The 25,985-nt window shown below is 72.4% G+C and carries 22 protein-coding genes; 7 read left to right on the top strand and 15 right to left on the bottom strand.

Annotated elements, in window-relative coordinates; genetic code table 11:
- Positions 1-29 precede the first annotated feature (29 nt).
- Positions 30-1,394 carry an MFS transporter gene (locus tag AY578_RS14305; RefSeq protein WP_019524523.1) on the top strand — a complete coding sequence of 455 codons (1,365 nt, stop codon included), beginning with the start codon at positions 30-32 and terminating at the stop codon, positions 1,392-1,394.
- Positions 1,395-1,416: 22 nt separating this feature from the next.
- Here the strand turns inward: AY578_RS14305 and AY578_RS14300 are convergent, their stop codons facing one another.
- Entirely contained in the window at positions 1,417-1,554 is a 138-nt protein-coding gene (locus AY578_RS14300) for a hypothetical protein (protein WP_019524524.1), read from the bottom strand.
- Between the two features lie 119 nt (positions 1,555-1,673).
- Between AY578_RS14300 and thpR the strand changes: the two genes are divergently transcribed.
- The gene (gene thpR / locus AY578_RS14295; RefSeq protein ID WP_019524525.1) at positions 1,674-2,246 is read left to right on the top strand and encodes an RNA 2',3'-cyclic phosphodiesterase; all 573 of its coding nucleotides are present in this window, start codon (positions 1,674-1,676) and stop codon (positions 2,244-2,246) included.
- 133 nt (positions 2,247-2,379) lie between these two features.
- Here thpR and AY578_RS14290 read toward each other — a convergent pair whose 3' ends face one another.
- Together AY578_RS14290 and AY578_RS14285 are read right to left on the bottom strand one after the other, a co-directional pair.
- Entirely contained in the window at positions 2,380-3,372 is a 993-nt protein-coding gene (locus AY578_RS14290) for an aldo/keto reductase (RefSeq protein WP_019524527.1), read from the bottom strand.
- A gap of 81 nt (positions 3,373-3,453) precedes the next feature.
- Positions 3,454-4,131: a GDSL-type esterase/lipase family protein gene (locus tag AY578_RS14285; protein WP_028960645.1), complete on the bottom strand. Its 678-nt coding sequence runs from the start codon at positions 4,129-4,131 to the stop codon at positions 3,454-3,456.
- An 88-nt stretch (positions 4,132-4,219) separates the two neighbouring features.
- Between AY578_RS14285 and AY578_RS14280 the strand changes: the two genes are divergently transcribed.
- Entirely contained in the window at positions 4,220-5,209 is a 990-nt protein-coding gene (locus tag AY578_RS14280; protein WP_028960646.1) for a YncE family protein, read from the top strand.
- Between the two features lie 77 nt (positions 5,210-5,286).
- On the opposite strand, the gene serC is transcribed toward AY578_RS14280, so the two are convergent.
- The 6 genes from serC to AY578_RS34265 form a co-directional block, all read right to left on the bottom strand.
- Positions 5,287-6,405 (bottom strand): phosphoserine transaminase, encoded by a 1,119-nt coding sequence (gene serC / locus AY578_RS14275; protein ID WP_026243760.1) that lies wholly within the window; start codon positions 6,403-6,405, stop codon positions 5,287-5,289.
- 129 nt (positions 6,406-6,534) lie between these two features.
- Positions 6,535-7,785: a cytochrome P450 family protein gene (locus AY578_RS14270; protein ID WP_028960647.1), complete on the bottom strand. Its 1,251-nt coding sequence runs from the start codon at positions 7,783-7,785 to the stop codon at positions 6,535-6,537.
- Positions 7,782-9,014, bottom strand: a complete 1,233-nt coding sequence (locus tag AY578_RS14265; RefSeq protein WP_028960648.1) for a cytochrome P450 — start codon at positions 9,012-9,014, stop codon at positions 7,782-7,784. Before AY578_RS14265 ends, AY578_RS14270 begins: the two co-directional genes overlap by 4 nt.
- Positions 9,011-9,646 (bottom strand): GTP-binding protein, encoded by a 636-nt coding sequence (locus AY578_RS14260; RefSeq protein WP_026243761.1) that lies wholly within the window; start codon positions 9,644-9,646, stop codon positions 9,011-9,013. The genes AY578_RS14265 and AY578_RS14260 overlap by 4 nt, the downstream gene beginning before the upstream one ends.
- Positions 9,627-9,974 carry a DUF742 domain-containing protein gene (locus tag AY578_RS14255; protein WP_019524534.1) on the bottom strand — a complete coding sequence of 116 codons (348 nt, stop codon included), beginning with the start codon at positions 9,972-9,974 and terminating at the stop codon, positions 9,627-9,629. Before AY578_RS14255 ends, AY578_RS14260 begins: the two co-directional genes overlap by 20 nt.
- On the bottom strand, positions 9,971-12,541 hold the full coding sequence (locus AY578_RS34265) for a roadblock/LC7 domain-containing protein (RefSeq protein WP_475360437.1): 2,571 nt from the start codon (positions 12,539-12,541) through the stop codon (positions 9,971-9,973). The genes AY578_RS14255 and AY578_RS34265 overlap by 4 nt, the downstream gene beginning before the upstream one ends.
- Before the next feature lie 291 nt (positions 12,542-12,832).
- Here AY578_RS34265 and AY578_RS14240 point away from each other — a divergent pair, with 291 nt between their 5' ends.
- Complete coding sequence (locus AY578_RS14240) at positions 12,833-15,718, top strand: FAD-binding and (Fe-S)-binding domain-containing protein (protein ID WP_258902436.1); 2,886 nt, start codon at positions 12,833-12,835, stop codon at positions 15,716-15,718.
- A gap of 9 nt (positions 15,719-15,727) precedes the next feature.
- Here the strand turns inward: AY578_RS14240 and AY578_RS14235 are convergent, their stop codons facing one another.
- A complete protein-coding gene (locus tag AY578_RS14235) occupies positions 15,728-16,153 on the bottom strand; it encodes a VOC family protein (protein WP_028960652.1) in 426 nt (141 codons plus the stop codon).
- A gap of 41 nt (positions 16,154-16,194) precedes the next feature.
- Positions 16,195-17,463 (bottom strand): hypothetical protein, encoded by a 1,269-nt coding sequence (locus AY578_RS14230; protein WP_028960653.1) that lies wholly within the window; start codon positions 17,461-17,463, stop codon positions 16,195-16,197.
- Between the two features lie 198 nt (positions 17,464-17,661).
- On the opposite strand from AY578_RS14230, the gene AY578_RS14225 reads away from it, so the two are divergent.
- Positions 17,662-19,719 (top strand): restriction endonuclease, encoded by a 2,058-nt coding sequence (locus tag AY578_RS14225; RefSeq protein ID WP_028960654.1) that lies wholly within the window; start codon positions 17,662-17,664, stop codon positions 19,717-19,719.
- Between the two features lie 131 nt (positions 19,720-19,850).
- Positions 19,851-21,239, top strand: coding sequence for a hypothetical protein (locus tag AY578_RS14220; RefSeq protein ID WP_028960655.1), 1,389 nt, complete (start codon positions 19,851-19,853; stop codon positions 21,237-21,239).
- A gap of 13 nt (positions 21,240-21,252) precedes the next feature.
- Here AY578_RS14220 and AY578_RS14215 read toward each other — a convergent pair whose 3' ends face one another.
- Positions 21,253-21,705 (bottom strand): NUDIX hydrolase, encoded by a 453-nt coding sequence (locus AY578_RS14215; protein WP_258902435.1) that lies wholly within the window; start codon positions 21,703-21,705, stop codon positions 21,253-21,255.
- A 245-nt stretch (positions 21,706-21,950) separates the two neighbouring features.
- On the opposite strand from AY578_RS14215, the gene AY578_RS14210 reads away from it, so the two are divergent.
- On the top strand, positions 21,951-22,901 hold the full coding sequence (locus AY578_RS14210) for an EamA family transporter (protein WP_028960657.1): 951 nt from the start codon (positions 21,951-21,953) through the stop codon (positions 22,899-22,901).
- Positions 22,902-22,912: 11 nt separating this feature from the next.
- Here AY578_RS14210 and AY578_RS14205 read toward each other — a convergent pair whose 3' ends face one another.
- From AY578_RS14205 to AY578_RS14195, 3 genes are all read right to left on the bottom strand, one after another.
- On the bottom strand, positions 22,913-23,269 hold the full coding sequence (locus tag AY578_RS14205) for a type II toxin-antitoxin system RelB family anti-toxin (protein WP_234008112.1): 357 nt from the start codon (positions 23,267-23,269) through the stop codon (positions 22,913-22,915).
- A 39-nt stretch (positions 23,270-23,308) separates the two neighbouring features.
- Positions 23,309-24,148, bottom strand: a complete 840-nt coding sequence (locus tag AY578_RS14200; RefSeq protein ID WP_028960659.1) for an IS5 family transposase — start codon at positions 24,146-24,148, stop codon at positions 23,309-23,311.
- Between the two features lie 93 nt (positions 24,149-24,241).
- Positions 24,242-25,585: an MFS transporter gene (locus AY578_RS14195; protein WP_037953931.1), complete on the bottom strand. Its 1,344-nt coding sequence runs from the start codon at positions 25,583-25,585 to the stop codon at positions 24,242-24,244.
- Between the last annotated feature and the right edge of the window lie 400 nt (positions 25,586-25,985).

Below are 25,985 nucleotides of genomic sequence, written 5' to 3'. Positions count from 1 at the left end.
ACCCCCGGCAGTCACAGGAGGCGAACCTTTTGAGTACGGGATCCGGAGCAGCTTCCGCCCCCGCACCTGACCCCTACGACACCAAGACCGCCCTCGACGCCCCCGCCCGCAAGAACTCCATGTTCTCCTCGCTGAGGATCAGGAACTACCGCCTGTTCTTCCTCGGCCAGGTCGTCTCCAACATCGGCACCTGGATGCAGCGCATCGCCCAGGACTGGCTGGTGCTCAGCCTCACCGGCTCCTCGGCCGCCGTCGGCATCACCACGGCGCTGCAGTTCCTGCCGATGCTGCTGTTCGGGCTCTACGGAGGGGTCCTCGTCGACCGGCTGCGCAAGCGGCCCACCCTGATGGTCACCCAGACCGCGATGGCGCTCACGTCGATCGCGCTCGCCGTCCTCACCCTGACCGGCCTCGTCGAGGTGTGGCACATCTACGTCGCCGCCCTCGCCCTCGGCTTCGCGACCGTCGTCGACAACCCCGCCCGCCAGTCGTTCGTGTCCGAACTGGTCGGCCCCGGACAGCTGCAGAACGCGGTCAGCCTGAACTCCGCGAACTTCCAGTCCGCCCGGCTGGTCGGCCCCGCCGTCGCGGGTCTGCTGATCACCGGAGTCGGCACCGGCTGGGCCTTCCTGCTGAACGGCCTGTCCTTCATCGCGCCGCTGACCGGCCTGATGCTGATGCGTGCCCGTGAGCTGCACCCCGTCGAGCGCGCCCCGCGCGGCAAGGGCCAGCTCCGCGAGGGCCTGCGCTACGTGGCCGGACGGCCCGACCTGCTCTGGCCGATCGTGCTGGTCGGCTTCATGGGCACGTTCGCCTTCAACTTCCCCGTCTACCTGTCGGCCTTCGCCGACGACGTGTTCCACGGGGACGCGGGCGTCTACAGCATGTTCAACACGTTGATGGCGGTCGGCTCCGTCTCCGGCGCCCTGCTCGCCGCCCGGCGCGGCACGGCCCGGCTGCGGCTGCTGATCATGGCCGCGCTGGCCTTCGGCGCGCTGGAGATCCTCGCCGCCGCGGCGCCCGAGCTGTGGATGTTCGCACTGATCATGGTGCCGCTGGGCCTGGTGTCGATGACGGTCAACGTCACCACCAACACCAGCCTGCAGATGTCCACCGACCCGTCGGTGCGGGGCCGCGTCATGGCCCTGTACATGATGGTGTTCCTCGGCGGCGCCCCCGTCGGCGCGCCCATCGTCGGCTGGGTCACCGACACCTACGGCGCCCGCCTCGGCTTCGCGGCCGGCGGCGCGATCGCGATGACCGCTGCGGCCGTCATCGGCCTGATCCTGGCCCGCGCGGGCGGCCTGCGCCTCGCGGTCCACTGGCACCACGGCCACCCGGTCGTCCGCTTCGTCCCCCGCGACCACCCGAAGGCCCTGGCCCCGGCGGCGTGAGCCGCCGGGCCCTGGCCCGTCATCAGCCGCGGGGGAAGTCGTCGGTGGTGAGGATGAGGCCGACGGCCGTCCTGGTCAGGTCGATCTCGATGCCGAAGTCGAAGCACACGCTGCCGTGGTACTTCAAGTCGAGCGTGAGCTCATCGCCGCTCTCGGCCATCTCGATCCTGTCTTCGAGCGACGGTCATCGTGGCGGTCCTCCCCGGCCGACGCTCGATGCGTACAGCCGCGCAGAACAACGATACGCACGGCGACCAGGGCACGCGGGACACTGGAGGCATGAGACTCTTCGCCGCCGTGCTGCCGCCCGAGGACGTGATCGGGGCGCTGGACGCCGAGGTGGGCGGGCTGCGGGCGCTGGGCGGGGGTGACCGGCTGCGGTGGACCGAGCGGGCCGGGTGGCACTTCACGCTCGCGTTCTACGGCGAGGTGGACGACGACACCGTGCCCGAGCTGACCGCCCGGCTGGGGCGGGCGGCGGCGCGGACCGAGCCGTTCCCGCTGGCGCTGTCCGGCGGCGGCCAGTTCGGCCGGGGGCGCGCGCTGTGGACCGGGGCGTCGGGCGACCTGCACACCATGCGGCTGCTGGCCGAGCGCTCCGAGGCGGCCGGCCGCAAGGCGGGCATCGAGATGGACGAGCACCGGCGCTACCAGGCCCATCTGACCGTGGCGCGCAGCCGCGACGCCGTGGACGTACGGCCGTACCTCGCGGCGCTGGACGACTTCCGCAGCCGCACCTGGATCGTGGAGGAGCTGGTGCTGGTGCGCAGCCACCTGCCCAGGTCGGGCGTTCCGGGCGAGCAGCCCCGTTACGAGGCGGTCGCCCGCCGGGCACTCGGCGCGGCCGGTTAGGCTCGACGGCGTGGACCCGAAGACCCGGAACCGGATCATGGCCGGTGCGCTTGTGCTGATGTTCGTCGTGGTGGCCCTGGCGGCGGCGCTCGGTAGGTAGCGCCGCCGCCGGGCCGTCACGGCCTGTCCGCCGTCACCAGGCGAAGGCCTCCGGGGACGGACCCGGGCCCGGGAAGATCTCGTCCAGCGAGGCCAGCAGCTCCTCGCCCAGCTCCAGCTCCAGCGCGCGCAGCGCCGAGTCGAGCTGCTCGCGCGTGCGCGGGCCGACGATCGGGCCGGTCACCCCGGGACGGGTGAGCAGCCAGGCCAGCGCCGCCTCGCCCGGCTCCACGCCGTGCTTCTCCAGCAGGTCCTCGTACGCCTGGATCTGCTTGCGCGCCGCCGGGTCGGCCAGGGTGTCCGCGGCCCGACCGGAGGCGCGGCGGCCGCCCTGGGCCTCCTTCTTGATGACCCCGCCCAGCAGACCGCCGTGCAGCGGCGACCAGGGGATGACCCCCAGCCCGTACTCCTGCGCGGCCGGGATCACCTCCATCTCCGCGCGCCGCTCGGCGAGGTTGTACAGGCACTGCTCGCTGACCAGTCCGATGGTCCCGCCGCGCCGGGCGGCGGTCTCGTTGGCCTGGGCGATCTTGTAGCCGGGGAAGTTCGACGAGCCGACGTAGAGGATCTTGCCCTGCTGGATCAGGACGTCGATCGCCATCCAGATCTCGTCGAACGGGGTGGCCCGGTCGATGTGGTGGAACTGGTAGAGGTCGATGTGGTCGGTCCCCAGGCGCCTCAGCGAGGCGTCCACCGCGCGCCTGATGTTCACCGCGGACAGCTTGTCGTGGTTGGGCCACGCCTCGCCGTCCGGGCCCATGTTGCCGTACACCTTGGTGGCGAGGACGACCTTGTCGCGGCGGTCCCCGCCCTTGGCGAACCAGCTGCCGATGATCTCCTCGGTGCGGCCCTTGTTCTCACCCCACCCATAGACGTTGGCGGTGTCGAAGAAGTTGATGCCGGCGTCGAGCGCCGCGTCCATGATGGCGTGGCTGTCGGCCTCGTCGGTCTGCGGACCGAAGTTCATCGTCCCGAGAACGAGCCGGCTGACCTTGAGTCCTGTGCGTCCGAGCTGCGTGTACCTCATGGACGTCCAGCCAACGTGTTGGAGTGCGCTCCATGCAAGCGCTTCACGCGTCAGGCGTCGGAAGCGGTCCGGCCAGGACGGTCAGGACGGCTTGTACGGCCCGCCCAGCGACCACTCCTGCCACATCGCCTCGGCGAACGCCCCCGCGATCTTGTGCTCGCCGCTCTCGTTGGGGTGCGTGCCGTCGTAGGTGTCCACATGGAAGTCGTACGTCGCCGGCGGCGGGACGAGCAGCAGCGGGGAGGCCGCCGTGTCCAGGTCGGCGACCGTCTCGCCCAGCAGCGTGTTGAACCGGGCGACCTGCCCCGCGAACGTCTCGTCCGCGTCCACCCGGATGTTGCGGACCACCGGCATCACCGCCATCCGCACCTTCGGGCGGGCCGCGCGTGCCTCGGCGACGAACGCGCGGACGTTGTCCGCGGTCTGTTCGGCGTTGGTGTAGAAGCCCAGGTCGATCAGGCCCAGCGACACCAGCAGCACGTCCGCGCGGCAGGACCGCACCGCGTCGCCGATCAGCGGCGCCATGTGGCACCAGCCCTCACCCCAGCCGGCCAGGTGCGCCCGGGGGAAGTCGGGGTCGGCGTACGCGTACGAGGTGGGGGCGTCCGTGGACGGGTCGTGCAGCGTCTCGCGGGGGCCGACCAGCGTGAAGGGGCCGCCGTACGCGGTGCACAGGTGCTGCCACAGGCGGTAGCGCCAGGTGTGTTCACCCGCGCTCCCGATCGTCATCGAGTCACCTACGGGCATGAACCTGAGCACCCGATCATCATGGTGGATCAGCGCGTTCGACGCGATGTGAGCCCCGACACCCGCACCCAAGCGTCCTTGCTGATGGCAGTCTTGGCTCATGCGCAGACCCTTCGCCCTGCTCGCCGCGACCCTGCTGACGGCCGCGCTCGCCGTGCCCGCCTCCGCCGCCGACAACGACGACGGGGACGAGGGGTTCACGATCAACGACCCGCGCATCACCGAGTCCAGCGGGCTCGCCGCCTCCCGGCAGCACCCGGGCGTCTACTGGACCCACAACGACAGCGACGACGGCCCCTACCTCTACGCCGTCGACGGCAGCACCGGAGACACCGTCGCCCGCCTCACCCTCACCGGCATCGGCACGCCCCGCGACGTCGAGGCGATCTCCGTCGGCCCCGGCAACCGCCTCTTCGTCGCCGACACCGGAGACAACCTCGGCGGCACCTGGCCGTACGTGTGGATCTACGAACTCCCCGAGCCGAAGCGTCTCCAGGACGCGACCGTGCAGGCCACGCAGTACGTGGTGAAGTACTCCGACGGCCCGCGCGACGCCGAGGCGATGGTCGTCCACCCGAAGACCGGGCGGGTGTACCTCATCGACAAGCACGAGGACGGCGGGCACCTCTACGAGGGCCCGGCGAAGCTCTCACCGGAGGGCGACAACGTCTTCAGGCCCATCGCCCCCGTCGAACTGTGGACCACCGACGCCGCGCTCTCCCCGGACGGCCAGGACCTCGCGGTGCGCGGCTACTTCGGCGGCATCCACTACGCCTGGAACGGCGGCAAGTTGCAGCGCAAGGACCGGCTGAGCGTGCCGCTCCAGGGGCAGGGCGAGTCGGTGACCTACTCGGCCGACGGCTCCCGGCTGCTGTTCGGCAGCGAGGGGGAGCAGAGCGGCGTGGTGAGCCGCCCGGCGCCCGGCGCGGACGAGGAGGGCGGCTCCAGCGGCGGCTCCGGCTCCCGCGCGGACGGCGGCGCCGGCGCCGCCGGGGACGGGGACACCGCGAAGGTCGGAGGAGCGCTGGCGGTCGCCCTGGTGGTCGCGGCCCTGTTCGGGCTGAGCAGGCGCCGGCGGCGCAGGGGCTGAACGGGGCCCGCTGCGCGCAGAGGACGACGAAGGGCGCCCGGTGGATCACCACCGGGCGCCCTTTCACGTGAGCAGGACTACAGCTGCTCGATGACGTAGTCGACGCACTTCGTCAGGGCCTCGACGTCCGACGGGTCGATCGCCGGGAACATCGCGACGCGGAGCTGGTTGCGGCCCAGCTTGCGGTAGGGCTCGGTGTCGACGATGCCGTTGGCGCGGAGGACCTTGGCGACGGCGGACGCGTCGACCTCGTCGGTGAAGTCGATCGTGCCGATGACAGCCGAGCGCTTCGCCGGGTCGGTGACGAACGGGTTGGCGTACTTGATGTCCTCGGCCCAGCCGTACAGCGTGCGGGCGGAGGTCGCGGTGCGGCGGACCGCCCAGTCCAGGCCGCCCTGGCCGTTGATCCACTCCAGCTGCTGGTTCAGCAGGAAGAGGGTGGCGAGCGCCGGGGTGTTGTACGTCTGGTTCTTGCGGGAGTTGTCGATCGCCGTCGGCAGCGAGAAGAACTCCGGGACGTGCCGGCCGCTCGCGTGGATCCGCTCGGCGCGCTCGATCGCGGCCGGGGAGAACACGCCGATCCACAGGCCGCCGTCGGAGGCGAAGGACTTCTGCGGGGCGAAGTAGTAGACGTCCGTCTCGGCGATGTCGACCGGGAGGCCGCCCGCGCCGGAGGTGGCGTCCACCAGGACCAGCGCGCCCTCGTCGGCGCCGGCGACGCGCTTGACCGGCATGGCGACGCCGGTGGAGGTCTCGTTGTGGGTGAGGGCGTACACGTCGACGCCCGCCGCGGCGACCGCCTCCGGGTGCGTGCCCGGGTCGGCGGAGATGACGTCCGGGTCGGCCAGCCACGGGGCGAGCTTGGCGGCCTTGGCGAACTTGGAGCTGAACTCGCCGAAGCTGAGGTGCTGCGACTTGTTCTCGATCAGGCCGTGGGTCGCGATGTCCCAGAACGCGGTGGACCCGCCGTTGCCGAGGATGACCTCGTAGCCGTCGGGGAGCTGGAACAGCTCGCGGATGCCCTCACGCACCTGGCCGACCAGGTTCTTCACCGGCGCCTGGCGGTGGGAGGTGCCCAGCAGGGAGGTGCCGGTCGCGGCCAGCGCGTCCAGCGCTTCCGTCCGCACCTTGGAGGGACCCGCACCGAAACGACCGTCGGCGGGCTTGATGTCAGCAGGAATCCGGATCTCAGCCACGAGCGGAGCCTAGCGGCTGGGGGAAACACGGGCGCAATCTCGTCCGTCCGCTGAGACGCGTCGCTGAGACACGTCACCGGGACGGGTGGCGGACGGTCCGGGGGGAGGGGCGTCCGCCACCCGCGTCTCTCACCCGCCGAGCGTCACCGGCAGCTCGTACAGGTCGTTCTGGGTCACCACGGGCTTGTTGCGCAGCTCACTCGCCGGCACCGCCAGGTCCAGCTTCGGGAAGCGCGCGTACAGCGCCGGCAGGGCGACGCCCGCCTCCAGGCGGGACAGCGCGGCGCCGGGGCAGACGTGCGGGCCGTGCCCGAAGGAGATGTGCCGGTTGGGGCTCTCCCGGGTGATGTCGAAGACGCCGGCCGTCGGCCCGTGCGCCTGCTCGTCCCGGCCGATCGCCGCGTACGACACGATCAGCGCGTCCCCGGCGGGCAGCACCTTGTCCCCGACGGGGACGTCCTCGGTGGCGAACCGGATCAGCACGTGCGAGGTCGGTGTGGACCAGCGCAGCGTCTCCTCGACCACCGCCGGCCAGTCGGCCTTCCCCGACAGCACCAGCTCCCGCTGGTCGGGGTGGGTGGAGAGGTTGACCACCGCGTTGACGATCAGGGAGATCGTGGTCTCGTGCCCGGCCGCCACCATCAGCTGGAGCGTGGCGACGATCTCCTCGTCCGTGAGCCGGTCGCCGTCCTCCGACGCCTGGATCAGCGCCGACGTCAGGTCGTCGCCCGGGTTCTCCCGCTTGGCCGCGACCGTCTCGGCCATGATCCCGGCCAGCTCGGTGAGCGTGGCGACGACCTCCTCGGGCGGGGTCTGCGTGGAGAAGAACTTCTCGAACAGCTCCTTCAGCCGCGGCAGCCGCTCCTCCGCCAGCCCCATCAGGTCGGCGATCACGTACATCGGCAGCGGATAGGCGAACACCGCCTTCAGGTCCACGCTGTCGCCGGGCTGCGCGGCCACCTGGTCGAGCAGGGACTCCGTCAGCTCCGTGATCCGGCCCCGCATCCGCTCCACCCGTCTGGGGGTGAGCGCCTGGGCGACCAGGGTGCGCAGCCGCCGGTGGTCGGCGCCGTCCACGGTGAGCATGGAACGCGGCGGGTTCGCCAGCCCGATCAGCGGCCAGTCCGGGGCTATCTCCCCGCGCTGCCAGGCGCCCCAGACGTTGATGTCCTTCACCAGCCGCGGGTCGGTCAGCAGCTTCTTCGCCTCGGCGTGATGCGTCACCGCCCACACGTCCACGCCGCCCGGCAGGGTCACGGCGGCCAGCGGTCCGGCGGCCCGCAGCGCGGCGCTCTCGCCGTCCAGGTCGGAGACGAACGGGTCGAGGGGGATGCGGGTCTCTTCGGTGTCGGTCGCGGTGAGGTCCGTACCAGCCGTCATGCGAGCGAGCCTCCAAGGGCGGGGGTGGGTGTGAAGGTGACCGGGAGCTCGGACAGGCCGCGCAGCCAGGGCGACGGGCGGCGGGTCAGGGAGGAGGCCGGCACGGCCAGGTCGATGTCCGGCAGCCGGTCCAGGACCACCTCGATGCCGGTCCGGGCGATCACCTCGGCGATCTCCTGCGCCGGGAACGGGCAGCGGTGCTCCCCGTGACCGAAGGAGAAGTGCGCGCCGTTGCCGCCGGTGAGCGAGCCGTCGGTGCGCACCTGCGGGTCGGAGTTGGCGCCCTGGAGGCCCAGCAGCACCATGTCGCCGGCCCGGATGCGGCGCCCGCCGAGCTGCGTGTCGCGCGACGTCCACCTCGCCGCCACGTTCTGCGTCGGGGTGTCCTCCCACAGCACCTCGTTCATCGCCTCGGCGACGCTGTTGCGGCCGCCGAACAGCGAGGCCGCGAACCGGGAGTCGGTGAGCATCAGGTGCAGCGAGTTGCCGATCCAGTCCGCGGTCGGCTGATGCCCGGCCGCCATCATCACCATCAGGTCCTGGACGATCTCCTCGTCCGTGAACCCCGAGGTGTCGGCGAGCATCCGGGAGGCGACGTCCTGAGCGGGCTCCTTGCGCCGCTCGGCCACCAGCTCCGTCATCGACGTGAACAGGTGCGTCTGCCCTGCGAGCGCCCGCTCCCGTCCGTCGATCATGTCGTTGAGCGCGGTGACCAGCGCGGGACCCTTGTCGTCGGGGAACCCGTACAGCCGGGCCAGCACCCGCACCGGCAGCAGCATCGCGAACTCGCCGATGATGTCGGCGGAGCCGCGCGGGCAGATCGCGTCGATCAGCTCGTCCGCGAACCGCTCGGAGTGGCCGCGCAGTTCGGTCGGGTCGACCGCCTCCAGCGCGTTCCCCAGCATCGCGGCCCGCTCCCGGTGCCGCTCGCCGACGGTGTAGAGGATGGAGGGCTGACGGCGGCCGATCATCGGCAGCAGCGGCCAGTCGTCGGGGATGTTCCCCCACTGGTTCCACAGCTCGGAGTCGCGGCTGAACAGCACCGGGTCGCCGGTGACCTGGTGCAGCTCGCGGTAGCCGAGGACCAGCCAGGCGGGCGCGTCGCCGTCGAGCACGACCGGCACCACGCTGCCGTGCTCACGGCGCAGCTCGCGGTAGACGCGGGCCGGGTCGTCCTGCAGCAGGGGGCCGCTGAACGGGACGGCGTCGGGGACGGAGGCGGGACTCACACCAGCTCCTGACGGGAGGCTCGGGCCTGATCGGCGTACAGCTCCTTGATGTGCTCCACCAGCGTGATCAGCACGATCTTGCTGGACTCGCGGGACCGCGCGTCGCAGTTCACCAGCGGCACGTGCGGGTCCAGGTCGAGCGCCTCGCGGATCTGACCCGGGGTGAACGTGGGTCCGCCGAAGTCGTTGCAGGCCACGATGAACGGCGTGCCGTGCCGCTCCAGCCGGTCGATGGCGTACCAGGAGTCGTCGATGCGCCGCGTGTCGACCAGCACCACCGCGCCGAGCGTGCCGGAGAACAGCCGGTCCCACAGGAACCAGAACCGCTCCTGCCCCGGCGCGCCGAACAGGTACAGCACGTTGCGCTCGTCCAGGGTGATGCGGCCGAAGTCGAAGGCGACGGTGGTCGCGGTCTTGCCGCGCACCCCCTTGAGGTCGTCGACGCCCTCGCCGGCCTGGGTCATCGTCTCCTCGGTGTTGAGGGGACGGATCTCGCTGACGGAGCGGACCATCGTCGTCTTGCCGGCGCCGAAGCCGCCCACGACCACGATCTTCAGTCCGTTGTCGGCCGACGCGCCCAGCGGGGTGCGCGTCTCGGACGCCACCGGCGTCTCAGAGGTTGCGGAGTCCAACGAGCACCTGCTCCAGGATGTCGGGGTCGGGTACGGCGGCCTTGCGGGGGTGACGGGCGCTGACCCGGCCCGCCGCGAGGAGGTCGGACAGCAGGATCCGGGTGATGCTCACCGGCAGCTTCAGCTCGGCCGCGATCTCCACGACCGCCGTGGGCCGCCCGGTGAGCCGCAGGATCGCCGCGTGCTCCGACTGCATGCCGGGCACCGGGTCGCACTCGGCGACGACCAGGGTCACCAGGTCGAACGGGTTGTCCGGCCCGGACCGGCTGCGCCCCCCGGTGAGGGTGTACAGCCGGTCGGGCGCGTCGTCCCTGCCGGGCCGGCTCATGAGCTGCGCGGCGGCGCGGTCAGGTGCTCGCCGAGCTGCTCCACCAGCTCGCTCATGTTGTGCCCGACGAGCCCGGCGTCCGCGTCCTCCGTGGTGACGACGGCCAGGTGCGCGCCCTGGCCGGCCTCCACGATGAACAGCACGCCGCCGTAGAACTCGGTCATCGCCGAGCGCACCCCGCCGGTGCCGTCGCCGAACTCGACGGACGCGCCGTGCGACAGCGACTGGATGCCGGCCGCGATGGCGGCGAGCTGGTCGGCCTGGTCGTTGGAGAGCTCGGTCGTGCGGCACAGTTTCAGGCCGTCACGGGACAGCACGAGCGCGTGGCGCGCGCCCGGCGTGCGCTCCAACAGGCCCTCGATGAGCCAGGTGAGCTTTTCGTCCGCGGTGGTCGTGCCGGTCATGAGGTGGTGTCGCCTTCCGAAGTCACGGGGGTGGGCTGAGGTGCGGTCTCGGGGTCGGGGGTGGTCTCGCGGGCCGGGGGGACGCCCGCGTCGGGGTCGGCCGTGTCGTCCGGGGTGGGGGTCCGCACGGCCTGGCGGAAGCTGCTGAAGCGTGCGGTGCGGGCCCGGGTCTCCTCGGCCGTGGGCGCGGGCCGGGACTCCGCTCCACGGCTTCCGGCGCCCGCCCGGCGCTCCGCGTCGGCGAGGGTGCGGCCACGGCGCCGGCGGGCACCAGCGCGGCGCGTCACCGTCGCCGGACGCGGAGGCGTGGACGGGCACCGGGTCGGCGTCCACGTCACCGCCGGAACGGGCGGCGGCGTAGGAGGGGGCGGGGAGGACGGCGGCGCGGGCCGGGGCGGCCGGGCGCTCCGTCTCCGGGGAGGCGGGGGAGGCGGCGGTGTCGCCGGTGGCGCCGTGGCGGGGCTCGGGCTCGGTGGCCTCGCGGGTCACGGAGCGGCGCTGGGGGAGGACCAGGGGCGCGTCCTCGGCGGCCGGCGCCTTGTCGTCGGCGGCGGACGGCTGGTCGTCCTCCGTGCCGGACGACTCCGCGCCGCGCGTGCCGGAGGGGCCCGTCGGGGCGTCGGGCTCCGCGTCGCTCGTGCCGGACGGCATCGCGGCCTTCGCGGCGGACGGCACCCCGGCGGAGGCCTCCCGCTCCTTCGCGGCCGCCGGCTTCACCGCCGCGGTCGGGGTGCGGGCGGCAGCCCCGTTCGCCGCCGGTTCCGTGACCGGCCGCAGGGGCGCCGCGTCCGCCGGTACGAGGATGTCCTGCGGCAGCAGCACCAGTACGCCCGTGCCGCCGCGCGCGGAGGGCCGGTACGACACCCGCAGCCCGTACCGCCGGGCCAGCCGGCCGACGACCGCGAGACCCAGCCGGGTGCCGGTGAGACCGCCCAGCTCGGTCGACTCGCCGGTGACGGCCCGCTCGGCGCGCCGCAGCTGCGCCTCGCCCATCACCAGGCCGCTGTCCTCCACGGACACGATGACACCGGCCGGGACCTCCTCCACGTAGACGTGGACCTCGGCGGTCGGCGGTGAGAAGTTCGCGGCGTTGTCGAGGAGTTCGGCGAGCGCGTGCATCACGCCCTCGGCGGCGTGACCCGCGACGGAGGTGTCGCTGGCGGAGTGGACGCGGACCCGCTGGTAGCCGGCGATGCGGCCCATCGCGCCGCGCAGGATCGACTCCATCGGGATGGGGCGGGCCCAGCGACGGCCGGAGCGGGCGCCGGTGAGGACGGCGACGGAGTCGGCGAGACGGCCCGCCTGGGCGGTGCGGTGGTCGAGGTGGAGCAGGTCGGCGAGGACCTCCTCGTCGTGGTGCTTCTCCTCCATCGCGCGCAGGTCGGCGAGCATGCCGGTGGCCAGCGCCTGCATCCGTCCGGCCGCGTTGGCGGTGGCGGCGAGGGCGGACGCGCGGGCGCCCTCGGCCTCCCGCAGCCGGGTGGTGAGCCGCGCGTTCTCCCCGGCCAGGCGGATCCGCTCGCGCGCCAGGCGGTCGCGCTCCTCCTCCAGCCGTTCCCGCTCCTCGGTGTGCTCGCCGGTGAGCTTGGCCAGTTCGTCGGCGTGCTGGGCGGTGAGCCGGTCCAGTTCGGCGGTGTGCCGTTCCGCGGACCGGGCCAGCTCCGCGGTGTGCGCGTCGTCGGCCCGGGTGCGTTCCTCGGCCCGCTCCTGCGCCAGCCGGGCCAGTTCGGCCGCGTGCTGCTCGGCGAGCCGGTCGCGCTCGTCGGCCAGCGCCTCGGCGAGATGGGCCCGCTCCTGGTCCAGCTCGGCGGACAACCGGGCGCGCTCACGGGTGAGTTCACCGGTCAGCAGCTCGTGCTGGCGGCGGGCGTCCTCGGTCAGCCGGGACCGCTCCTGGAGCAGCCGTCCGACGTCCTGGGTGACGGCCTCCAGCCGCTCCCGGGCGGCGCGCGCGGACAGACGGGCGTACGCGGCGGCCGTGACGGCGGCGCACAGCAGCACGGACGCGACCACGCCGGTCACCAGGACCGCGCCGATCGCCTCCGGCGGGAACACGACGAACGAGGCCACGACGGCGATCGCGCAGAACGCGGCGGTGAGCACGGGGGCGGGCAGCAGGCTGCGGGCGGTGGGGCGGTCGCCGGGGAGCAGGGGGGAGGTCATCAGTCAGGTCCTCGGTCAGGTCCTCGGTCGGGTCCGCGGGCGTGCACCGTCGTGGCTGCGCGGCCCTCGGGCCGTTCGATGGACGCCGGACCTGATGCCGCAAGGGGTCAGTTTGCGAACGAGGTCCGGCAACGGCGCGCAACTCGCCGTCACTATATGGGAGTTCGTGATCGGGTTGGGAAGATTCTGCTTCCGTTTTTGGTTGAACGATCCACGCCGCACCTCCCGGCCCGCTTCCGCCGCGGGTGTGCCGCCGCCCGCGCCGCGACCCCGCGGAGGCATCCTGAAGGCATGACGGAACAGCGGGAACTGGCGGCGGCGCTGCGCGCGACGGTACGCGGCGAGGTGGACCTCGGCGTCACCGCACGGGCCCTGACCACGATGGACGCCTCCAACTACCGCCGGATTCCGCTCGGCGTGGTCGCGCCCCGGGACGCCGACGACGTCGCGGCGACGCTGGCCGTGTGCCGGGAGCGCGGGGTGCCCGTGGTGCCGCGCGGAGGCGGAACGTCGATCGCGGGACAGGCGACCGGCACCGGCATCGTGCTCGACTTCACACGCCACATGAACCGTCTGCTCTCCCTCGACCCGGACGCGGGCACCGCCGTCGTGCAGCCCGGTCTGGTCCTCGACCGGCTCCAGGAGGCCGCCGCCCCGCACGGACTCCGCTTCGGCCCCGACCCGTCGACGCACGGCCGCTGCACCCTCGGCGGCATGATCGGCAACAACTCCTGCGGCTCCCACTCGGTCGCCTGGGGCACCACCGCCGACAACGTGCGCACCCTGTCGGTGATCACCGCGCGCGGCGAACGGCTGCGCCCCGGACCCGGCTGGGCGGGCGCCCCGGAGAGCCTCCGCCCGCTCGTGCAGGGGGAGTTGGCGCGCCTGCGCACGGGATTCCCCGACCTGCCGCGCCGTATCTCCGGGTACGCGGTCGACGCCCTGCTCCCCGAGAACCGCGCCGACGTCGCCCGTTCCCTCTGCGGCTCGGAGGGCACCCTCGCCGTGCTCACCGAGGCGGAGCTGACCCTGGTACGGGCGCCCCGCGCGCGGGCGCTCGCCGTGCTGGCGTACGCCGACGAGAGCGGGGCCGCGCAGGCTGCGGCGGGGCTGCTGCCGTACGGGCCGCTGACGGTGGAGGGCATGGCGGCCGATCTGGTGCCGTCCGCGGCCGATCTGCCGCGCGGTGGGGCGTGGCTGTTCGTCGAGGCCGGCGGGGACACCGAGGCGGAGGCCCGCGCGGAGGCCGAGGCGATCGTGCGGGCGGCGGACGTCGTGGACGCGCTGGTCGTCACCGACCCGGCCCGGCAGCGCACGCTGTGGCGGATCCGTGAGGACGCGAGCGGGACGGCGACCCGTATGCCCGACGGGAGTGAGGCGTGGCCCGGCTGGGAGGACTGCGCGGTGCCGCCCGCCCGGCTCGGCGACTATCTGCGGGACTTCCGGGCGCTGCTCGCCGAGCACGGTCTGCGCGGCACGCCGTACGGGCACTTCGGGGACGGCTGCATCCACGTCCGTATCGACTTCGATCTGCTGACCGGGCCGGGCGTGGCCCGCTTCCGGCGATTCTCGGAGGAACTGGCGGACCTCGTCGTCGCCCACGGCGGCTCCCTCTCCGGCGAGCACGGCGACGGGCAGGCACGCGCGGAACTGCTGCCGCGCATGTACGGGGAGGAGACGGTCGCCCTCTTCGAGCGGGTCAAGGGCGTGTGGGACCCGGACGGCCTGCTCAACCCCGGCATGCTGGTCCGCCCCGCGCCCCTCGACGCGGACCTCCGCTTCACCGCCCTCCCGCGCGAACCGGTCGACGTCGCCTTCGGCTACCCCGCCGACGCCGGCGACTTCTCGGCCGCGGTGCGGCGCTGCGTGGGCGTCGCCAAGTGCCGTACGACGTCCGTGTCGGGGTCCGCCGTGATGTGCCCGTCGTTCCGGGCGACGGGCGAGGAGGAGCATTCCACGCGCGGGCGCGCCCGGCTGCTGCACGAGATGCTCGCGGGCGAGGTGGTGACGGACGGCTGGCGCTCCACGGAGGTACGGGACGCGCTCGACCTGTGCCTGTCCTGCAAGGGGTGCCGCTCCGACTGCCCGGTGGGCGTCGACATGGCCACGTACAAGGCGGAGTTCCTGCACCACCACTACGAGGGCCGCCGCCGGCCGGCCGCGCACTACGCGATGGGGTGGCTGCCGGTGTGGCTGTCCTGGGCGGCCCGGACCCGGACGGCGGGCGTGGTGAACGCGCTCGCGTCGGTGGGCCCGCTCGCGCGGCCGGCGAAGCGGATGGGAGGGATCGCGGGGGAGAGGGAGATCCCGCGTCTGGCGACGGAGCCCTTCACCCGCTGGTGGCGGAGGCGGAGGCCTGGTGCGGGCGGTGGCCCGCCGGTGGTGCTGTGGCCGGACACGTTCACGGAGCATCTGTCGCCGTCGGTGGGGCGGGCGGCGGTACGGGTGCTGGAGGCGGCGGGGATGCGGGTGGTGCTGCCGCCGACGCTGCGGCTGCCGTCGGCCGCCCGGCTGGGCGACGCCCGGTCACGCTCCCCGCTGTCCCTGCTCACGGCCCGCAGGGGCCGGGTCTGCTGCGGGCTGACGTACATCTCCACGGGCCAGCTGGACCGCGCCCGTACGGTGCTCCGCCGCACGCTGGACCTGCTGGAGCCCGTCCTCGCGACGGACGCGCCGCTGGTGGTGCTTGAGCCGAGCTGTGCGGCCGCGTTGCGCACGGACGCGCCGGAGCTTCTGCACGACGATCCGCGGGCGGCACGACTCGCCTCGCGCGTCCTGACGTTCGCGGAAACGCTGGAGCGGTACGCCCCCGACTGGACCCCGCCCGCCGTGAACCGCCCGGTCACCGGCCAGACCCACTGCCACCAGCACGCTGTCCTGGGCGACGGCCCCGACCGCAGACTCCGGGAGGCGGCGGGTCTGACGGGTGAACTGGCCGGCGGCTGCTGCGGACTGGCAGGCAACTTCGGCTTCGAGCAGGGCCACTACGACGTCTCGCGCGTCTGCGCGGAGGAGCAGTTGCTCCCTGCCGTACGGGAGGCGCCGGAGGCCGCGGTGGTCCAGGCGGACGGCTACTCCTGCCGGACGCAGCTGGAGCAGCTGGGGGGAGTGCGGGGCCGCCACTTCGCGGAGATCCTGGCGGAGGCGCTGGACGCGCCGGAGACGCCGGAGGCGTGAGGGGGTGCCTCAGTCGAGGCAGAACTCGTTCCCCTCGATGTCCTGCATGACGATGCACGAGTCGGTGCCGTCGTAGAGCAGCCGCTGCCGGGTGGCGCCGAGGGGGACCAGCCGGGCGCACTCCGCCTCCAGCGCGGCCAGCCGCTCCTCACCGGTCAGCCCGGTGCCGACGCGGACGTCGAGATGGACGCGGTTCTTGACGGTCTTGCCCTCGGGCACCCGCTGGAAGAACAGCCGCGGGCCGGCGCCGGTGGGGTCGCTCGCCGAACACCAGGCGCCGTCCCCGTCGGGGAACCGCTCCCGGTTGAAGTCGTCCCAGGAGCCGTACCCCTCGGGCGGCACGACGGTGTACCCCAACACCTCGCACCAGAACCGGGCCAGCCGCTCGGGTTCGGCGCAGTCGAACGTGACTTGAACCTGCCTGATCTCTGCCACGGGGCGGACCCTAACAGCGGAGCGCCAGGCGAGAAACAGGATTACGCCTGGTGGCGGTCCGGTGCGGCCAGGAAGACGCTCTTGTGCCGGAGTGCCAGCTGGAGCAGGCCGGCGGCGGGAGATGACAAGCGACTCGCGGGAAGATCGGCGACACCGGAATCGGTCAGTGGTAATCCCTTGATGACCCCGTGGGTGCGTGAGCCGCTGATCACCGTGCCTTCCTCGTTCTGCTCGACCGCACCCGCGAAAATCGTGTCGAAGGTGGCGGCCTCGAACACCGCCACGGTCAGGATGCACGCGGCGAGATTTAGGGGCTCGACGGCCATACCGAGGCACCAGATCCGGAGGGAGCCGTCGGCCACGGCGGCGTCGAGCAGGCTGTAGGGCGGCTGGTCGTAGTCCACTTCCGTGCCCGAGTCCCCCTGTGCCTCCGGCGCTCCGAGCAGTTCCTCGTTGTACTCGCGCATGACCGTGCGCCACAGGTCCAGGTCCCGCCTATGGGCCAGGGGCGAGAGGGAGGCGGGCTGGACCATGCCGGCCGGCAGGGGACCGTAGATGCTCTCCCCCGTGGCGACGCGGTCGGCGCCTCTCAGAAGCAGGAAGAAGGTGCCTTCCCCGTCGGGCGTGCGGCGCACGGTGAGTGTGCCGATCGACGGCAGCACCACGCGTTCCGTGAGGGACAGCGGGTCGCGCGCCAGCAGACTGCGCAGGGGCAGCGCCTTCCAGCGCGGGACAGCCTCGGGAGTCCGGCTCGTGGCGACCGCCAACTCGTGGGCCACCGCCTCATTCTGGTCGATGAGGTCGAAGTACTGCCCTGTGCCGAATACCAGACGCGGCCCTTGAGGACCGGACCAGTCGGCGTGGATGAGCCGGAACGAGGGCCGGTTCTCGAACAGGGCAGGGCGCGCCAGCGTCTCCATGGCGGCGGAATACCGTTCGTACCGGCGTCGCTTCGACTCCTTCGGCAGACAGCGCCGTGCCGCGGCGAGCAGCCGGGAGTTGACCGGCGGCGGCGCGTCTGACCAGTCCAGCCTCACCGCGGACAGGGGCACGGGAGCGGGCGGGCGCATGGCCGGTTCCCACAGCAGGGAACTGCCTCCGATGCGCTCCAGTGCGGGACGGGCGCGGAGATGGAGGCCGGCAGCGGTTTCGCAGAGAGGACCGTGGCGCTGACGGAGGTCCGTCCGCTGCTTGACGAACACCTTCCGCGACTCGTCCACCACAGCCTGGTCCAAGGCGCGCCAAGCGAAGTACGCCCCGCCGGCACCGATCACCGCGCCCAGCAGGCCCAGCCACAGCTCGACGTCCATACGCTTACCTCCCCCGGCCGACCGCGCACCCGTGCCAGCACTACCCGCGCGGCCGCTCTCGCAGTCCCTGGCGTCTCGGCGGGCGTGGGCGGTGACCTGTGTCAAGTGGATGTGCGGGGCAGCTGTTGCTGGTTAGAGTCGTGCGTCACACCTGGTTGTGGGGACAACCGGAGCACCTTGGGGGAGGGCCCGCAGCACATGAGTCGTCGTTCCACCGGCTTCGTCGGCGTCTGGGCCGAGATGCAACGGCAGCAGCAGCGTCAGCAGGAGGCCGACGCCAGGCGGCTCCGGCAGGAGGAGCAGCGGGCGCGGGCCCATCAGCGGCGGGTCGAGCGGGACCACCGTGAGTACCGGAAGGCGGAGGCCCTCCGGCGTACGGAGGAACTGGACGCGCAGGTCGCGTCGTTGCGGGCGCTGCTCGCGTCGGGGTGCCGGGCCGCGCCGTTCCGGGCCACGACGCTGATGCGGGCGGAGACCGTGCAGCCGTTCGCGCCCGGCCCGCTCGCCCAGCCGGTGCCCATGCCGGACGCCCGCGCCTACCAGCCGCAGGGCGGCGGCTGGACCGCGAACCGCAGGGCCCAGGCGCAGGCGGAGGCACGGGCGCGGTTCGAGCGGGACTGGCACGCGGCGCAGGCCGCCGAGGCGCAGCGGCAGCAGCAACTCGCTGCCTACCAGCGGCAGTACCAGGAGTGGGCCGACGCCCAGCTGGCCGAGGTGCGCCGGCACAACGCCGGAGTCACCGCGACCGTCGAGGGCGTGCGCCGTCGCGAGCCCGACGCGGTGATCGAGTACTTCTCGGCCGCCCTGTACTCCTCGACGGCCTGGCCGGAAGGGTTCCCGCGCCAGGTGGCCGCGGCCTACGACCCGGCGGCAGGGCAGCTCGTCCTGGACTGGGAGCTGCCCGCGTACGACGTGGTGCCGGAGACCAAGGCCATCCGGTACATGGCGAGCGTCGACCAGGACAAGGAGACGCCCCGCCCCGTGGGCCAGCGGCGGGCGCTGTACAAGGAGGTCCTGGCCCAGTGCATGCTGCTCGTGCTGCACGAGCTGTTCACCGCGGACGAGCAGGGCGCGCTGGAGTCGGTGGCGCTGAACGGCTTCGTCGACGGGCACGACCCGACGACGGGCCGGCCCGGGCAGATCGTCCTCGCCACCGTCATGGCGGAGCGCGCCGCGTTCCAGGAGCTGCACCTGGCCCAGGTGGACCCCGAGAGCTGCTTCACCGACGCGCTGCGCGGACAGGTCTCGGCACGCCCCGACCAGCTCACGCCCGTACGGCCGGGCAGGCGGCCGCAGGACGTCGGCAACCGCGTGGTCGCCCACGGCGGCGACGAGGACCCCGACTTGTTCGCGATGGACCCCGTGGCCTTCGAAAACCTGGTCGCCGACCTTTTCCGCGCCATGGGCATGCAGGCGGTCACCACCCAGCGCTCCAACGACGGCGGCGTGGACGTCGACGCCCTGGACCCGACCCCAATCCGGGGCGGCAAGATCGTCGTCCAGGTGAAGCGCTACCGGAACACGGTGCCGCCCACCGCCGTGCGCGACCTCTACGGCACCGTGCAGGACGCCGGTGCCAACAAGGGCGTGCTCGTGACGACGTCCGGTTTCGGCCCCGGCTCGCACACCTTCGCCAACGGCAAGCCGCTGGAGCTCATCGCGGGCCCCGAGCTGGTCGACCTCCTCCACCGGCACGGACTGCGGGGACGGCTGGGCGACGGGAACACGGACACGGCCCGCCCGGCGGACCCGGACGAGGACCGACTGCCGGACGACTACAACATCCTGGGTATGGGCTGGACCGGCGGCGTCGCCCTGGACGTGTGTGCGTTGGTGTGCCGCGGCAGCCGGGTGCTCAGCGACGACCACTTCGTCTTCTTCAACAATCCGGGCACACCCGACGGTGCCGTCCGCGCCCTGGAGGCCACCGCACCCGACAAGGCAGCGATCCGCGTCGCCTTCGACGGCCTGCCCGAGGAGGCCGACCGCTTCGTGCTGGTCGCGGCCGTCGACCCGGAGGTCAACCCTGACGCCGACCTCGCGGGCTTCACGGACGCTCGCATTCGCCTCCTCGATCCGGGGCTGACCGAGCTGGGCCAGCTCGAGGTGTCCGACGGCCGGACGGGGGAGACGGCCCTGGTCCTCGGCTCGTTCCGCCGCCGCGCGAACGGCGACTGGGACTTCGTCCTCGGCGGCAAGGGCTACCGCGGTGGGCTCGAAGAACTGGTGCAGGACTTCGGGATCGAGGTGCGCTAGGCCTGCGGGGCGGGGGTGCGGCGTACGCACACGCAGGTCACGGGCGTGATCGTCGGCGTTGACCCGCCGTGTCCGGGTGGGCAGAATCGGCGGGTTCGGGGTGATCGGGTGGGGCAGTGGGGGACGGGTTGATGTTCGACCGACGTAGGAATCAGCTGAACGCGATCGCTTTCAACACCTCGGCTCCGACCGACGTGTTGCTGCGGCTGCTGCATCAGGAGGCCGCCGGTGCGTGGGGGGCCTTCATGGCGCGCCCGTTGCCGGACGAGGTGGTCGACGCGATCGTCGTGCATCCGGAGCGGCGTCTCCGTTCCACGTTCGCGGAGAGTTTCGCGGTCTCCGGGGAGCAGCGTGGACGGCTGGTCGACGATCCCCATTTCCGCGTCCGACAGGTGCTCGCGAACGCGCCGAACCCTTTCCGTTCGGGCGCTCCGTCGCTTCCGCTCCCCGTGCAGCGGCGGCTCCTCGACGACCCCGAGCCGATCGTGCGGAGGGACGCGGCCTTCTACGGCAACTTCGACGATCGGCTGATCGCCGGGCTCTGCGACCACGAGGACGCGTTCATGCGGGGGGCCTCCTGTGGCTCCTGGTCCCTGCTGTCCGGGAGTGACCGTGAGCGTCTGCTGCACGACCCGGACGACGACGTCCGGCAGCGGGCCAGGATCGCGGCCTGCGGTGCCGACGTCTTCTGGACCGGCGTGCTTCTCGAGAGCGGGCTGGACGGCAGTTCCCGGCGGTACGTGATTCGGTACGGAGCCATGACCGCCGCGCTCGCCGAACAGGTAGCGGCCGGCGTCGACGCGTCGGACCGGCAAGCGCTGGCGCTCAACACCCGCGCTCCCCTCGACGTCGTGCGGAAGCTCGCGGACGACCCTGAGCACAGCGTCCGTCTGGCCGTGTCGGTCCGCCCGGAGTTCACGGAGGCCGAGCGGGCCGCCATCGATTTCACCGTCGGCCCGTCCGACCGGCTGGACCCCGTCGAGTGGGTGCGCACCTGCGAGGACGCCGACGTGCTGCGCGACTGCGCGCGGTCGTCCCACACCTGGCTCCGGCGCAGTGCCGCCTTCGCCGAGCACCTGCCCGCCGACGCCGTCGAGCTGCTGTCGCACGACGACGACTACGCCGTACGGCTGCTGCTGTGCGAGAGACAGCCGACCGTGGACGGGGAGGTGGTGCTGGAGACCTACCTGAAGTGCCAGGTGATCACCAAGAGCCTGCTGCTGTCCCACCGGAACTTCCCGAAGGCCGGCCTCGCGGAGCGCTTCGCCGACGACCCGGACCGGGGCAAGCGGGCCCTTGCGGTGTTGGATCCGGACGTCGACGCCGACGTACTGGCCCGCCTGCTGGCCGACGACGACAGCTCCGTGAGCAGTGCGGCGGCCGGGCACCCCGCCCTGCCGCCGGACCTGCTGCTGCGGGCGTGCGACGAACCGGCGACCGAGACCTCGGCCCTCCGCAACCCGTCTCTCCCGGCGAACGTCATGCACGAGCGCCTCGACGCCCTCGGCGTCCCCCGCTGAGCGCCGGCGGGTCTCAGGGTGACGTCTCGCCCCTCACCAACGGGTGGCACACCGGCTGGACGCCCTCGGGCAGGGCGTCCGGCTCGCACCAGCGGGCCTCCAGGATCTCGAGGGGGTTCAGGCGCATCTCGCCGCCCAGCAGACGGGCCTCGAAGGCCACCTCCATGCGGGTGCGCAGGCCGCTGTTCAGCATGACCAGGCGGCCGACCTCCACGTCGAGGCCGGTCTCCTCCTTGACCTCGCGCACCACGGTCGCCCGGAAGTCCTCGCCCTTGCGCGCGAAGCCGCTCGGCAGGCCCCACTGGCGGCCGGGCGGCCACATCCGGTGCTTCAGCAGCAGCACCCGTCCCTCGTCGTCGCGCACCACGCCCGTCACGCCGACCACGAACTTGGCGTGCAGCAGCCACACGATGCGGCTTTGCAGCGGGCGCAGGAGCCGCCAGACACGGACCAGGAGTCGTCGCACGGAACCTCAGTCGAAAGGGGGGGAGCGGACGGGGTGTCACCACGGGGAACCGTACCGGGTAGGACGTCCGCACCGTGGACGGAGTTGACCCGGACGGGAGGCGGGTCGCATCGTCAGGCATATAAACGCTTCACGGTGCTGACGTAGTTCAATACGCTGGACCCGTGAGTACATCGAGGTGCACACTCGATGCAGTCGCGCATCACCTCGCACCGCTCGCGTCTCCTACGTCCCTGGAAGGCACCGTGACCACCCCCAGCGCCGCCACCTCGTCCACCGCTTCCGGGCAGGCCCACGGTCCCGCCCCCGCGCAGGCCGGCGCCCCGGGCGGTCGCCGCGGCTCCCTCGGGCCGGTCGGGCTGGTGCTGGCGGGCGGCATCTCCGTGCAGTTCGGCGGGGCGCTCGCGGTGACGCTGATGCCGCGCGCCGGGGCGCTCGGGGTGGTGACCCTGCGGCTGCTGGTCGCGGCGGTGGTGCTGATGGTGGTGTGCCGGCCGCGGCTGCGCGGTCACTCGCGGACCGACTGGGGCACCGTGATCGTCTTCGGCGTCGCCATGGCCGCGATGAACGGCCTCTTCTACCAGTCCGTCGCCCGCATCCCGCTCGGCCCGGCGGTCACCCTGGAGGTGCTGGGCCCGCTCACCCTCTCCGTGCTGGCCTCCCGGCGCGCGGTCAACCTCGTGTGGGCCGCGCTGGCGCTCGCCGGCGTGTTCCTCCTCGGCGGTGGAGGTTTCAGCGGCCTCGACCCGCTGGGCGTCGCGTTCGCCCTGGCCGCAGGCGCCATGTGGGCGGCGTACATCGTCTTCAGCGCGCGGACCGGACGCCGCTTCCCGCAGGCCGACGGGCTCGCGCTCGCCATGGCGGTGGCGGCGGTGCTGTTCCTGCCGCTGGGGGTGCTGGAGTCCGGTACGAAGCTGCTGGACCCGACGACGTTCGCGCTGGGCGCGGCGGTCGCGGTGCTGTCGTCCGTCCTGCCGTACACCCTCGAACTCCTGGCGCTGCGACGCCTGCCCGCGTCCACGTTCGCGATCCTGATGAGCCTGGAACCGGCCCTCGCGGCCACCGCCGGCTTCCTCGTCCTCGACCAGGCCCTCGCCGCGACGGAGGCCGCCGCCATCGCGCTGGTCATCGGAGCGAGCATGGGGGCGGTGCGGACGCAGGTGGGGCGGGGGAAGGTGAAGAAGGCCGGTCGGTGAAACGGCGTGCCCTAGAGGCCTACCGAGAGGTTGCCGACCGTGGCCGTTATCGTCAGCTCGCCGCCGATGGCGTGCAGGTACGCCGCCATCGTCGAAGTGTCGAGGCGAGCCGCGCCCCGCTCGATCTGACTGACCCGACCCTGGGTGACCCCCATCGCCTTGGCCACCTGGGTCTGGGTAAGGCCCTGTGCCTTCCTGAGTGAGGCCAGCTCGTGCCCTCGCTCCGCGTCGATCATCTCCGCCTTGATGGCGTCGATCCGCTCACGCTTCTCGCGGGTGATGTCGGCCGTCAGATCGTCCATGGAGCCCAGATTCATCTGCCCTGCCCTCCTGTCTTCGAAGAAGCGCGGCTCGTGGAGTTCTGCCACAACGGGAGATTAGTTCACCTAAGAGTTCGCGCGGATAGGTCACGGGCGTCGGGCGGTCCGTGTGTCCCATCGGTAGGCCGTCCATGCTTTGCGAATCAGGCGCCGGATCACGATGACCGCGCCGGCGAGCGCCACCCACGCGGCCTGCACCACCGCACGCCGGTCCGTGACGATCGCCAGTGACTTGAAGCCCCGTGTGTGCCAGGAGTTCGTCCGTTCGACAACCCACCGGCGGGTGTGGTTGATCGGCAGGAACGCTCCCTTTGGGGTGATCCGCCATCCGCAGCCCAGCTCGGTCAGCAGGTTGCGGCTCACGCGCGAGTCGTAGCCCGAGTCCAGGTGCACCGTGATCCGGTCGGGCAGATGGAAGCCGAAGCGCCCAAGGGTCTCCAAAGTGGGGCGTAACAGCGGCGAGTCGTGCCGGTTGGCGCCGGCGAGCGCGCACCCGATCGGGAGCCCGCCGCCTTCGACCAGCAGCGATCGTTTGGTCCCCGATTTTCCGCGGTCCACAGGCGAGGGGCCGGTGTTCTCCCCGCCGCCGGGGGCTTTCACAATGCACCCGTCCACGGCGAGGTTGTCCAGGTCCAGGCCGATGGCCTGGTCATAGGCCTCCAGCGCGGCCTGGTGCAGGGCTTCGAAGACTCCTGCGGCGATCCACTCGTCCCGCCGGGACCGCAGCGTGGTCGCGGAGACCTGGTGGTCGGCGTGCTGCTGGTAGGTGCCGCCCAGCACGAGCCGGGCCAGGAGCTTGTCGAACACGACCCTGTCCGGGACGCGGGGCCGATGACAGCCCAGCGGATGAGCGACCTGGCGGCGCGGGATCAGCGCGTGGAACTGCTCCCACAGAGGGGCGGTGATGGAGGAAGGCAGGACGGGCACATGACCTTCTGCTTGGCCGGTGGTGATCGTGGACCTGTTGTTTCCAGGGCTGCGCCCGGCCGGGCCGCCGGACGGGCGCAGCCTTGCCCAAGATCACCCGAGCGTTTCCTCCGGCACCGTGGCGGGCAGGGAGATCCGCCAGGCGACGCACCCGGCCGCGGCGAGCCCGGCGACGGCCAGGAGGCTGCTGGTGAGGAACGGGTCGGTGCCGTCCAGGGCGGGAGCGAACCCGATGCCGACGTAGAGTGTGACACCGGTGGAACCGCCCAGTTGGTCGGCGGCTCGCTGGACGCCGGAGGCGATGCCGGCGTCGTCCTCAGTCACGCCGGTCACCGCGACGTACTGCAGTCCGACGATCCCGAACCCCATCCCGGCCGCGATGAGCACCATGGCCGGAATCATCGCCCAGCCGGTGGCCCCGAGGGAGGAAACCAGGGCGATGGCGGCCATCGCCAGCATGGTGAAGCCGATCCCGGCCAGGACACAGGCCCGGGCGCCCCACCGTCCGAGCAGCCGGGGCACCAGCACCGAGGCCGTGATCAGGGACACCGCCAGGGGCAGCATCGTCAGGCCGGCCTGGAGCGGGCCGGCGCCCAGCCGGTCCTGCAGGTAGTAGGTGAACAGCAGGAACGAGGTGGACAGGGCCGCGCTCAGCAGAGCGGTGGCGAGGTTGGCCAGGACGCGCGGCCGGTTGCGGAAGAACCGCAGCGGCACGAGCGGGTTGCGTGAACGGCGCTCGACCCTGACGAACAGGGCTCCGGCTGCCACCGCGCCGGCCAGCGCCACCGGCGGCAACCAGGGCAACGGGCTGTCCGCCTGTCCCGCCTCGACGACACCGAGGGTGAATAACAGCGGAGCCGCGACCAGCAGGAGCGAACCGGGAAGGTCCAGCGGTGCGGGCTCGGCGGGCCGTTCGCCCGGCACGAGAAGGGCCGCAGCCGCGAGCACGGCCAGGATGAACGGCACCGACACCAGGAAGATCCACCGCCAGCCGAGCAGCTCGGTGATGATCCCTGAGAGCACGAACCCGAGGACGAGACCACAGCTCGCGACGGCCGCCCACACGCCAAGCGCCCGCGACCGGGGCGGCCCCTCGGGGAACATGAGCACGACCACCGCCATCGCCGCCGGAAGCGCGATCGCCTCCCCGGCACCCTGCAGCAGCCGGGCCGTCACCAGCACGGCGAAGGACGGCGCGAGCCCGGCCAGCAAGGACGCGGCACCGAAGAGCGTGGTGCCGAGCAGGAGGATGCGACGCCTGCCGAGCACGTCGCCCAGCCGTCCGCCGAGCATCAACAGCCCGCCGCCGGTGATCGTATACCCGACCACGACCCAGACCAGGGCATGCCCGTCGACCCCGAAATCGGCGCCGATCGAGGGCAGGGCGACGTTGACCACGGTCACGTCCACCGCGATGAAGAACTGCAGCATGGCCATGCAGCACAGCACCAGCCACGCACGCACCGGAGACGGTCCGTCCCCGCGCGAAGAGAAAATGCCTGAAACCACCGAGTGCTCCGTTGCCCAGAAGAAGTTCCGAGCAGCACGAACGTGCCGCTCCGGTTCAACCACGAAGCAGCAGAACGTTCAACAGAAGTGAGACGAACGCCCCGCCGCTAGCGGAGCGTCCTCGTCACCGCGGCACACGCCGCGCACGAAGCACCAGACATGCCGCAGATGCTACCGGAGCCGACGGCAAGCGATCCTTTGACGTCACTCCGCCGCAGACCTACCAGCCACCCCCGCACCACACCCAGCTCCTGTCCCCCGTCACGCCCGGCCGAGCCAGCGCCGTCGGACAGAACTCCCACCTATCCGCGCGACCTCTAATAATCCG

The sequence above is a fragment of the Streptomyces thermocarboxydus genome (assembly GCF_024760485.1).
GTDB lineage: Bacteria > Actinomycetota > Actinomycetes > Streptomycetales > Streptomycetaceae > Streptomyces > Streptomyces cellulosae.
This window is presented reverse-complemented; position numbering and strand designations above follow the sequence as displayed.